The organism is Deltaproteobacteria bacterium (assembly GCA_018668695.1).
GTDB lineage: Bacteria > Myxococcota > XYA12-FULL-58-9 > XYA12-FULL-58-9 > JABJBS01 > JABJBS01.
The window spans coordinates 1-12,173 of record JABJBS010000064.1; the positions used below are offsets into that span (position 1 = coordinate 1).

9 protein-coding genes are annotated in these 12,173 nt (G+C 49.5%); 2 read left to right on the forward strand and 7 right to left on the reverse strand.

Annotated features, from left to right (window positions below; genetic code table 11):
- Positions 1-274 precede the first annotated feature (274 nt).
- Positions 275-433, reverse strand: a complete 159-nt coding sequence (locus HOK28_03580) for a hypothetical protein (protein MBT6432148.1) — start codon at positions 431-433, stop codon at positions 275-277.
- Between the two features lie 180 nt (positions 434-613).
- Positions 614-3,451, reverse strand: coding sequence for a hypothetical protein (locus HOK28_03585; protein ID MBT6432149.1), 2,838 nt, complete (start codon positions 3,449-3,451; stop codon positions 614-616).
- Between the two features lie 575 nt (positions 3,452-4,026).
- Here HOK28_03585 and HOK28_03590 point away from each other — a divergent pair.
- Entirely contained in the window at positions 4,027-4,383 is a 357-nt protein-coding gene (locus tag HOK28_03590; protein ID MBT6432150.1) for a hypothetical protein, read from the forward strand.
- Positions 4,384-4,522: 139 nt separating this feature from the next.
- Here HOK28_03590 and ppx read toward each other — a convergent pair whose 3' ends face one another.
- On the reverse strand, positions 4,523-6,022 hold the full coding sequence (ppx, locus tag HOK28_03595) for an exopolyphosphatase (protein MBT6432151.1): 1,500 nt from the start codon (positions 6,020-6,022) through the stop codon (positions 4,523-4,525).
- A 44-nt stretch (positions 6,023-6,066) separates the two neighbouring features.
- A complete protein-coding gene (locus tag HOK28_03600) occupies positions 6,067-7,230 on the reverse strand; it encodes a hypothetical protein (protein MBT6432152.1) in 1,164 nt (387 codons plus the stop codon).
- 333 nt (positions 7,231-7,563) lie between these two features.
- Between HOK28_03600 and HOK28_03605 the strand changes: the two genes are divergently transcribed.
- Positions 7,564-7,938, forward strand: coding sequence for a response regulator (locus HOK28_03605; protein MBT6432153.1), 375 nt, complete (start codon positions 7,564-7,566; stop codon positions 7,936-7,938).
- A 6-nt stretch (positions 7,939-7,944) separates the two neighbouring features.
- Here HOK28_03605 and HOK28_03610 read toward each other — a convergent pair whose 3' ends face one another.
- The 3 genes from HOK28_03610 to HOK28_03620 all read right to left on the reverse strand — a co-directional run.
- Positions 7,945-9,645, reverse strand: coding sequence for a HAMP domain-containing histidine kinase (locus HOK28_03610; protein MBT6432154.1), 1,701 nt, complete (start codon positions 9,643-9,645; stop codon positions 7,945-7,947).
- Entirely contained in the window at positions 9,642-10,991 is a 1,350-nt protein-coding gene (locus HOK28_03615; protein MBT6432155.1) for a hypothetical protein, read from the reverse strand. The genes HOK28_03610 and HOK28_03615 overlap by 4 nt, the downstream gene beginning before the upstream one ends.
- Positions 10,988-12,173 (reverse strand): hypothetical protein (locus HOK28_03620; GenBank protein ID MBT6432156.1); only part of this gene is annotated, 1,186 nt, incomplete at its 5' end. The genes HOK28_03620 and HOK28_03615, both read right to left, overlap by 4 nt.

Genomic DNA, 12,173 nt, shown 5'->3' on the forward strand with positions numbered 1-12,173 from the left:
ACCGGTTCATCGGTGGTCTATGTATCGCCTTGGCCGTCGCCATCAGTTTATCCACCATGCTTGTGAAACAGCATTTTATTTTAGACGTTATGGTAGGGCTTGCGGTCTCGACGCTATCTTACAAATTCCTGGTGGACGCATCACCCTATAACGAGGACCCTGCTCACCGAGGACGAAACCGTAGGTATGCAATTCTCCTTTTCGGCGCATACTCGTTGGCAATTGTAGGACTCTTTGTCGCCTATAAACTAGGCTGGGCACCTTGGCATCAGAGTTAGCGGTCGAGTCGATAAGACGCCTGAGACATCTGGGAAACAATCTCACCATTGGCCATATCGTAATCGAGGAGCCTAACTAGCCATCGAATGGTATAAGTCCCATCTTGGTGAGTATCTGTATGAAACCGACCGGACCAACCGAGCGGGTAAGTCACGATAGACTCCTGTTCACCCCTCTCTATGGGCTCATCCAATGTGGTCGGTGTACTCGGCGACGAACCCGTGTTGATGGTTCCTTCAGAACTGTCGCGGCTGGAGGAGCGAGAAGAATACCAAAGAGACTTAGAGGTCTCCAGACGAAATGAGGTGGATAAACGAAAAACCAGCGGGGAAAGTTACAACGGCCAAGCGCTGCTTCCATCCATCGGAACAGGTTCAGGGTGAGGCATATTGCTCGAGTTGTCGTTGGCGTAAAAAATCATTTCCGCCTCTGGAAAACCAAAGCTTGCCACTTGTGAGCTGGCCTTGGACGTGTAGGTAATACCCCACATATCAAAAAATCGTCGCTGATCTTTCTGGGTCACAAATGAAAGCGCTACCAACATGAAATCGTTACTATCGATGCTTTGAGGAGCTGTGCTGTAGGTCGAGAAACCCAGAGATGATTTATAAGCCGGCCACGAGTCGGTATTCACAGCATGTGTAAATAGACGCTCTAAAAGATACATTGCAGTAAACACGTCCCAACCATTGCCTCCTCGCGGCGACATCACATCCTCATTGCAATGAATCACCTCCATGAAAAACGCCATACGCTCGCTGTTTTGGTCATAGACGCCGTCGCCATCCCACAATCGGTCATAGACATATTGGGTTGGGTCCTCGGTGAGCTGCGCCTCTTGGATCCAATCAAAGGTTTGCCGGTAGCCTACGTCGTTGGTTGGTGATGCCGTGCCTGTATCAAGCTTGTACTGAAAACCTTTATGCAATGGGAAGATTTGATTGGAAACTTCACTCGTTCGACCACCATAAATATTTATTCGTGAGCGCTGAAGGTTGTGACCAATCTCGTGGGTTTCTCCCCAACCGAGCGGCCCAAGTACCCAGCTCTGGTCGTAGGGGTTGCCCGAACATCCGCCACCACAATGGGCATAAGTATCAATATTAATATGCTGAATTGCGGGACTTGCATGAATATCCACAGAGGTACAATCCCAACTGTAGTCAGCGCAAAAAGAGGTGATGGCATCATTGTGTTCAAGAATATCGCCAACAAAACCGGCAAGATTATAAGTGTCTTGAATCATATAATGCTCTAGATGATTGAAGAAGAGTTCGAGGTTACCGCTGTAAGGTTCCTGATTGATTGCTTCGAGCATCATATCCGTTCGAGAATGAATCTGGATATAAGGAGTTTTGATTTCAGTAAAATCCAGCACACTAGAACTTAGATTCTCATAATAAGCAGCATACTCAGAGGAACTCTCAAGTACTGCATGCTTCGTCACCTGCGTCACCTTTAGCTCGATGGATAAATCCTCCTGGGTAATAGGCGTGACCACTTGCAAAGTTCCACCATAAGGCGAGGTGAGGGTTAGAGCCTCTCCCTTAACCAAGTCAAAAGCCGCACTTTGCAGGAACTTAGGGCGAGTGTAATTATTTGCATCAAATTCTCGAGTCGACCCCGTTCGCTGTGTATTGATTTTTACCGCTGCATGAAGCGAATTTGTATCCATCCGCTCGATGTTAAAAGTTACACCTGGCAAAGCATAAAGCCCAATGGCCGTAAATCCACCATCACGTGAAACAGGAACACTCACTGTGTAGGTACCAACCTCAACGTCCTGCGTACTCAACACTTTAGAGAATGTTCCCAAATCAGACTGCGCCACATTGACGCTTCTGTTGTAGAGCACTGAATGATCAGCAAAGTAAGCTGCTAAAAACACTGAGTCTTCAGTCTGGTTTTTATCCATTGGGTACTCAATACTCAGACGGAACCAATCCCCTATCAACGCTATCAGTTTCCAAAACCGCTCAGCATTTTCGTCGAACACAAGTTCGCCCACCTCGTCTATGCCGTTAAAGTAAGCCTTGACCATTTGTGCACCGTTTAAAAACTCACGCCTTAAGCCGGAAACCTCACCGCATGAGGTCTGGCCAACCCATTCAGTGCAGCCGCTCCAGTCAAAGCTGTAATCACTTAGGGCCAGATGGGTAAGAACTCGCTCGATATCTCCCGATAGTCCTCCATCCTCAAGCATATTCTCGACATTGCTCCACGCAGCCAGGTCCTCTACAAAGTAATTCCCGCCGTACTCACCAAACCTCATGTCAAAATGGGAAAGTATCGTTCTACCCGCGGGCGTATCCTCCCAAGCCGCTGTATGGCTGTAAAGAAACGACTTGCCTTCGGCTGTTGCCAACTCGACAAAGCGACTCACCGTGTCGATCTCATCGCTGGGAAAGGCATCACCGATAATCACAACATCGGCAGTTTCAGAACAGGCACTTAGCTCTTCAGCAGCGTCACAGCTAAGAACTGTCCAATTCATCGACTCCGGTTGTGCGTCTAACCAGCTAAGCACCGAGGCTTCTTCCCCGCCCAACTTGACTAAAGCGAGAGTGGTTTGTGTTGGTGCCATCGCTCCACCCTCACCACCTGAGAGCCAAAGAAGCAGACGCTTTAATGCACCCGAATAAGAAGGGCTATCACTGAGTGCCACCTGAAAGGGGTTCGAGCCATAAGCAGCGTACCTGGTCATTTCATTGGAACCCGCAAGAGCAAGTGGCCGACCCTGAAGCGACCCAGAAACTAAGCTAAAGTTGTTGGTCAGATTGCCCGTCAGAACAAATTGACTCCATTCCGTAGGTACATAATCAATAGGTTCACTTTCATAAATCGTTCTTAAAATTGACTGCGAAGCAGCTCTCGACGCATCCAAGGAATCAATGGCACTGGCCAGTGCGGTCCCAACCTCTTCTAGGTATCGAACATCCCCAGTACGAAGAGCCATTTCGAGTGCCGTGATGCATTCACCAGAATAAGTCTCATTCTGCTCACTCCAATTAATCGTCCCGAAGTATCCCGCATCGCATACACACACTGGCCCCTCGCCTACTGAGTGGGCTGGGCATATAGGGAAATTGTCGGTTTCCCCATCATCACTGCAAGAACCCAATCCAATATTTAGGATTAGGAATATACCAAAAAATAGTCGTCTAGAATTCATTGGAGCCTCGGCTATTGGGGAAATGATACCAACAGTAACACTCGTACCAGCTGGTCTTCTCAAAGAAAAGCAGCGGAAGATGAAGAGCCAATAGGCCACCATAAATCAAGAGTTGAGTTCGAACTGAACGTAGTTGTGGTTAGGCGGATTCGCAAGTTCCAGTACGAATCCGCCAGCCCCGGCTTGGCGCTTTAAAACGAGACCCAGTGGACCATGTTCGCCCAAGCCATGATCATCAATTGGACCTGATTTTAGCTAATTTTAAGTAAAATCTGCCCACCCGATGACCTAAAGTTCCATAAGAATTTGTGTCTATTGAGTTTGGAAAAAATCACATATTAACAATGAGAACTATCCTCATCATGGTAAGCTTCGGGTATAGTCCCTGAAAATCTCGAAGAAACGAAAGGCATGCCAGTGAAAACGTCGATACGCTCCCTAATAACGACCACTTGGACACCCATAAGAAAACTTGAGAATCCCACCAGATAGCGCCAACCGACCGTACACCGCCGGTGCCACCTGAGCAGGTATTTTAGAGAACGATCTGATGAGTATTCTTCGTTGCTGCGGCTATGGCGACTCTCACACCCGAAAAAGTTCTGGTTGGCATGGGTATTTCCATCGATGAACTCTCATTGCCCTTGGGCGCAGTCGGTGCGCTCTCATGTATCATCAGTTGGTTTCTAGAACCCGCTGGAGACCAGTGTAAGAATTCAGGTTCGGTTCAAAGCGCCATCAACACCACAAATCGTGTAACCATTTGGGCTATCGTGGCATTCGCAGCCTATCAGTTCATCGCGATAAACTCACCTGTGCCTCTCACGACCATCATGCCAAAACATCTCAACCGCTGGTACCCAGTTGACTGGAAATGCACCGGCGAACATCCGGCTCTTGCTTCTGCTCAAAATTCGAATCAGCGCCGATAGGTCTCGCAAGATTTACAACATCACTGGCCAGATAAGCTTAACATCAATTTATCCGCGTATGATGCTCTCGAAGACCTTCGAAACCATCCAGATTCAACACCAGCTGAGCATTATCAACGCATTCGGAAAAATCACCGACCTACCAATTCAATTCAAAATCAATAGACTCTAAGTAAATCTTCTCGGCCTCGAGATCTGCATAGGTGAGCGGGTGCTCTTCAAGCCAATTCTTCTTAAACTTCAAAGTCCACACTTGACCATCAACATCGAGCCTCACTTTAGGCACCTGGTGCCGACTTCGACCACGGTTTAACAAAACTGCTAAGCGAAAAACCGTAACCATTCGGCACATGGTTTCGTATTCGTAATTTAAAATCTCATAAAAAGGCGCTTTTCGTATTTTTCTTCGATGCGAGGCCACAACCAACGCCAGTGCACCCAACTCCTGCCTTGAGAATCCCGCGATATATGAGTTCATGATGAGATAAGCGCTGTGCTTATGGTAGCCACTGTACGAAAGCGCCAAGCCTATCTCATGAAGACGTGCAGCCCAGCCTAAAATCAATTCCCAATTGGTTCCAACCAGTTCCCACTCATCCGGGGTCTGTCTCACCAGGGCCAAGGCGGTGTCCTCTACACTTGCGGCATGGTCCATATCTACATGGTACCTTTCACAAATTCTCTGCACACTCACTTCGCGTAAATCATCGTGCCGAATTCGGCCCAGTAGCTCGTGTAAAATCCCTTCACGTAAAGCGCCTGATGAAGAATGCATCGTTTCAACTTTCAAGAGTTCAAAAACGCCTTTCAAGATAGCGACTCCGCCAGGTAGAACCTGAGCACGGTCGTCCTGTAAACCCGGTAAATCCAAGTTATCGATATGTCCGGCCTCAACCATGTAGTCCCAAAGTAAATCTAAACCCTCGTTCGTAATTCCCTCGGGGCTCCAACCTGTTTCCTTCAGTATTGCCTCAACAGCTTTGACCGTACCCGAGGCACCAACCGCTTCTTGCCAACCCAATTTGCGATAACTTCGCGAAATAGGATGGAGTTCTTGCTCCGCAGCAATGGTAGCCTTGGTTAACTTTTTCTCGGTGATGACGCCATTTGGGAAATATTGATTCGTAAAACTCACGCAGCCCATATAGAGACTATTGACTAAGATGGGTTCGTAGCCCTTCCCCACAATGCACTCCGTGCTTCCCCCACCAATATCCACGACAAGACGGCGCCCATTTTTGTATGCAAGGGATTGGCTCACACCCACATAAATAAGTCGCGCTTCCTCATGTCCGTCAATAATATCGATTGGGAAACCGAGCGCCTTTTGGGCCTGCTCGAGAAAGCGCCGTTTCTTTTGGGCTGCACGAAGAGTATTGGTACCAACCGCACGAACATTACTGGCATCAAACTGCTTAAGCCTTTGCCCAAAGCGCTTTAAACAACCCAACGCGCGTTCTTTCGCTTCGGTATCAAGCCCACCTTCGGGTCTTAGACCAGATGCAAGTCGCACCGATTCCTTGAGCCGGTCGATGATGTGCAGTTCACCGGCTATCACCTTGGCTATAACCATATGGAAACTGTTCGAACCAAGATCGATGGCCGCCAGTAACTCAGATTCAACCCGCTCTTCCATCATTTTATATTAATCGAATGCAGGCACAGACTCCAGAGCTAAGGGGTCTAGGGAGCTTTGTCTTTTTCGCTCTCATCCTCTTCGGATTCGATGGCGCGGTAGTCGTCCCAATGGGGATAATCCAACTTGAGTTTAAACACCCGATACTTTTCCTCGATCCAGGCGATGACAGTCGGACTTAAACTTAAGTCGCGGGGATGGTCCGGGTGACTGAGATCGAATACTCGTTTTTCACCATCGGGTGCGTTGAGTGTAAGAGCAGCAGGTAAACCAACCACGGTGATATCGACCGCTAAACCATCATAATGATTACTCGCTTCGGCGCCTTGCCGAGTAGCATAAGTCACTCCGTAAGCCTCGGCCATAACTCGGGCCGCCTCCGCCCCTGCTTCCCAACCTTTCGGGTGCTTCCACTCAATCGGCACCGCCAGTTCCCATTCTTTCCTCGCCGACTCTAACTCCAAGAGGGTTTCATTTGATTCCTTTTCAGACTCAACTTGGCTTAGAAGATAAGAACCCCAGATTAAATAGCCACGCTCTTGCGCCCGAACCGTCGAGTCCACAAAAACTTCGGCTCCTTGAGCGCGGAACTGTTTCAAGAGGGCCGCTACACGAAGGTGGAAATCGTTACCCGGTACCGCTTGGCCAAGCTTTACAAATTTAGCCTGCTCTCCGCGCGGGTTGGGAAACCTTGCAGTCCACTCCGGCCCTAAAATCTGACCGTCTTTAGCAGGTCGATAGGACCGAGGCACTTTAGGCCTATCTATATGGACCTCCAGCTCCTCATTGGGATACACCCTGACCTTATCTTCAAATACTTCCTCGGGATGCAACAAAACTCCCAAGCGACGAGCTCTGGACGAACTCAAAACGATTTCGCGAGCTCTTCTCGATTCGGGTAGGCGTAACACATCGTCCACAAAATACAGGAGTCCGTCGAGCTTAAGAGGTCTTCTCACCATCAGCCGTAGGTTCTGCACCAAAGACTCTTCAAGGGGCGTTTGGGCGAGGGTCAGAAGGCTATTTCCGGTTATTCGTACGCCTGAAATCTCGATGGGCGTCTTGCCAAGCTTCTTTGCCAAAACCCGAAGGATCCCTCGGCTATCACCTTGAATCGTTTCCGGAACGCTATCCCAGTCCGCGTTTACCGGCATCGGCTCGGATACAGCCGCTCCTAGAAAAAGAGCTGCACATGTTACAAACAGCGTCACTTCAAGAGTCTCCTAGTCAAAACCAAATTCTAGGTCTTTTCGTATGACCAAGCGCGCCGGGAATCAACGCCGCTCCCCCCTCTATCTGAGTGCAACAATTACCTAAAGAATCCAAACACCATGAAAAAATCCAAAAACTCAGTACTTAAGCGAAAAATAATCTATATTTTTCAGGGACATAGAATTCACTCATGATAAATTCCCTACTTCATAAAAAAGGACTGCACTCTCACTTTCATTAGCCTCGCGTGTCGGACTATAGTTTGTATTCAGGGGAAAAGCTGAAAAGAGATATTTTTGAGCTTTGATGGATATATCTCGGAGGGTAACTCAATGAATAACAACACTATACTTGTTTGTGATGACTCAGCTATCGTCCGGTCAGACCTGCGCGCGATGCTGGAACGTAATGGGTTTGGTGTTTTGGTTGCCGAAGACGGTGACGTCGCCGCTGACTTGGCACGAGACAACGACAAAATCAGTCTCTGTATCATCGATTATAATATGCCGACCATGAATGGCCTCGAAACCATGCGTGCCATCCGTGAAAACAACAGTCATGCTGAAGTTCCTGTTTTTATTCTCACGACGGAATGTGCTGACAACCTCATCAAACAAGCACGGGACCAAGGTGCAACTGCCTGGATAGTGAAGCCCTGGAAAGAAGAGCCTCTACTCGCAGGCATAGAGCACGCTATCGGTAACTGAAATCATCTAAGCGCCATGAGAAGCCGCTGGCAACCAAATCACAAAGGCTGCTCCGCTCTCATAGTCAGCATCGACGCTTATTCTTCCACCCATCTCAGTGACAATTCTCAATCCCAATGCAAGACCGAGCCCAGTTCCGCCGTCAGCCTTGGTGGTCACATAAGGCATAAACAGTTTATCCATCACCTGAGGTGCGATACCTGGCCCCGTATCTTCAAGCCTCACCTCATAGCCCGAAACGCCAGACTCAAACATGACCTTAACGAAGGCCCTAACCGTGCCCTCTCCGGCCATCGCATCACTGGCATTTTTAACAAGGTTCGTAAATAGGGTTCGCAGCCGCTCTGCGTCGGCCACCATCGGCGCCTCTTCCGGGAAATTCTTTTCAACTGCTATTTTGTCTGCACCAGCATAAAGCGACAAAACAGTATCCAATAACTCCAGTAGACAAATAGGCTCAGGCAGCGGGTCAGGCAGCCTTGCAAATCGCGCAAAGCTATCAGCCATGTTCTTTAAGCGCATGACCTCTTCTTCTACTGCGAAACTTTGTTCCTGAAGAATCAAATCAAAGTCAGGATGTTGCTTATCCCGTGCACGCCGAACAACTTTTAACGCCCCTAAAATAGGTGTCAGTGGATTTTTCAATTCATGCGCTAAACCCTTGGCAATTTCCTGCCAAGTCGCGACTCGCTCAGCGTGTAAAAGTCGTTCTCGATTTTGCTCAAGCTCCGAAGCCATTAAGTTGAAAGACTCCACCAGCTGGCCTACCTCGGCCACAGCTCGAGGCGGAGTCTCAACACGCGCATCCAATTCACCATCGGCGAGCCTTAAACTTGCCTTTGACAAAAGAGACAGTGGCCGGCCAATATGGTGCCCCAGGAAAAAGCCCATCACAAGTGCTAAAATAAGACCGCCAAATACGCCCCAAAGAATACGAAAGAGTTCTTTTTGCGCCAACGTTTCAAAAGCGACCTTGTCTACTCCGGCCCATAAGACCGCCTTATGATGCTGACCTTCAAAGAGCTCATTCGAAACAAAATGAATTCCCTCAGATGCCACAGGTTTACCCAGGCTCATCTCATACCGGCTTAACAAGGCATCGTCTTTCACTGCATCCCAGCAAGTACCATAGCGGGCCACACAAATAACCAGAACGTCTGCGTCTGTGCGCTCAAGGGTTCGCTTTAAGGTTTGAGGTCCGAGAAATCGCCCGACCACCAGATAAAAAGCTCTGCCATCTCGGCTTCGAACTTTACGAATCATTTGCAATGATAACCGTGTCCCATCCTGAACCGGCTCCATTACCAAGGACTCACCCTCAGCGATAAGGTCACCTTGGACTCCGAATGATGTTGGCCAGTGCCGTGAAGATACAATGCGGCCGTCCTCACCTTGCACCTTGAGAATATCAATCCGGGGATCCCGGCGATTCTCCAAAGCCCACCGGTAACGGGCGCCAGCATTCGTTCCGGTGACAGCATCTGGTAACGTTGCATTGGTAACTAGATTCGACATTAACGCGTCGGCCAAGGCAGAGCGTGTTTGCTCTAACTCCACCTGAAAAGAGTCTGCCATGGCTTCAGCACGAGAATCTAACTGGGCGTTGAACATACCATAAGCCTCTTGGTACCTCAGCCATCCAAAAATCAAAGCCACAAGCGCTACACTAATAAAAATAGCTGCTGCAATCCGGGTGCGAATACTCATCGAGGACTCCCCCACCACGCATCCCAAAGCAAAGGAACACCGTCCTCACGTACACGTACTCCTTTAAGGCCGTTATTCACATCAAGTGCGAGGTCGACGGTGACCAAAGGAATCGCTCTATACTCACTCATTAAATGTTGCTCGAGTTCAAGGGCTGCCTCGACTCTTTTGGCTTGGTCTAAATGGACCAGCGGTCTAACCCAGCGGTCCCGGTCAAGCCCCATACTCAATTCTGGAAATCGAGATAAAAGGTCAAGCATTGCAAGCCCTGGATCCGCTGATGGTGACCGCCATCGCACCATCCTAAGCTCGGGCTTGATGGATTGCGTAGGGGCATAGGTTTGAGCCAAGAATTCCTTACTGCGAACAATCATGGCCACCCGTTCACAAAAACCATAGCTAAGAACATCCTCAGGATTGCACTCAAGCGTAACCACCTGACTCGGATCAAACTTTGCTTGCAGCCGGAGCGGAGGCGGGCTTACTGACTCCTCGTTGTCGTCAAGTTGTCTATCCTGCATCAACCCTGGTGGTAAAAGTGCGCGAAATGCCACTCCACGACCACCACCGTACACAGAGAGAAAAACATCGGTGCGTAAATATGTATAAAAATGGTCCAAGGCATCGAGACCTTTTCCAAAAAGTCCAAGCGGGTCTTTTTGCCTAGCCTCTTCACTTTGTAAGAGCATAATTACATCGGGATACGGGGCCAACATGACACTGCGGCTTGCATCAACCACCTGTCCACTCACTTTTAAGTCGGCCACATAACCATCTCTTGCCAACACAATCTTTTTCAATAGCGGTCTCGACACTGCGGACTTAGAGTTACTCTCGAGTCCACCGCTCCCCATAGGCGCAAACGGTCCAATAAATGGTGCCTCACGAATTGAGCCACTGATACAGCCCTCGAGCAGCTGCATGAGCGGACCGAAAGCCCTGGTAAAGCGAACATTCACCATGCCGGGCTTAGAAGTCAGCTGCATCTCAATATCAGCAGCACCTAAAAGAGCCGCTGGCCAGAACTGCGATGCATTTTGCACCGTTAAACAGCGCTCTAAATCTCGAACAAGACTCTTAGCGTCACCTTTTACTTCAAGGTTCCAGCTAAGCCCCGCGTCGGGCGAGTTCCAAGATACAATTGATTCCGAGAACCAACCTTCACCGGCTACGCTTCTCACCACCAAAGGAATCGAAACATGAGCGCGAATAAACGCATCTTCCATTGCAGCGGGTAATGCTATGTCGGCCCGGCCTCCTGGCTCGGGCAACCTGCTGGCCTGCGCAGATTGCGACAACACGCCAAGCATCACGAAGACAGCTAAAAATCTGGAACAGTAAATCATCCTGCCTCCAGTTTCCAAAGCCAAGAGGTTCCATCGAGATCACGCTCCACAAACCAAGCGGTTGGTAACTCTTGATAATCGGAGATGCCAACCGTGAGTGCGGTGATGCTTCCTTGGAAAGACGGCTGGTACAATACTTTTAAAGTTTTTCCATCACGGCTTAACGTTCGCACCACGAGTTCGTCCGGTTCACCCATGGCACGGGCAGATGTGGTGACTACTTCATATTGGCCGCTGTCATCGAGGTCAAAGACAACAAGCTGGTCACCCACCCGCTCACTGGTAAGTGAAACAACTTTGCCGTTTAACTTACGCCGCAGTTTGCCCTTACCATCAATCCAAATCCACTGGTCATCATCGCCCAGCTTGGCGGCGGCGCGAATGGTGTTTCCAACTGGTACGCCCGTCAAATCCTCGCCGGTCACTTCTCGTAAGGGACCACTCAATGTTGCACTCCCCTTTTGCGAAACCGCCGTGATCACAGAGGACTCACCTAAAGCACCAAGCTGTGGCAGCGGAGCTCGACCAGGCTTGCGACGCTTCCATTCCCCCGTACGGGTATCAAGTAACCAAGTGAATCCAGCGCTCGTTGATACTTCCAGTTGACCCAAGCCGCGCGGAGCCAGCCAAGCCTTGCGAACACGAGGCCAACGATGCTCTTTTTTAAACAAAAACTCCTTACCTAATGGCGATACGCCCTCGGGAGACATCTGGTAGAGGCGAACGCCATCAACATGAACTGCGGCAAAGCCTTTTCCCTGTGGAGAGTTCTCAAGAGGGAATAGACAAAAGTTTAAAAGCCCCGGCGCGACTTTCCCCACTTGTGTCGCTCGCCAAGTCCGTCGCCCAATATAATTACGGCGCGCTCCCAGGGCGGCGGCTAAAACTGAGTCGCGATGACCGACAACCACAATAGGGATTTTTTTCCCGTTCTGAGTATCAACCAAATCTCCCATGACCCATATTTTATCTCTGCGCCGAGACACCGTCAGGGTAAGCTTAAGAGCACCGCCCCTTCGCGCAACAATCCTTCCACTCCGGCCCAGGGCTGCAGTTAGTTCTTGACGAAAAAATCGTTTGGCCTGCTGCGGGTCGACACCTCTACCGGTCTCAATTACTAACTCCAGGGCCTGATCAAAGCCGTGCTCGTCGGCCCGTTTTTCAACCGCCTGAGCAACCTGC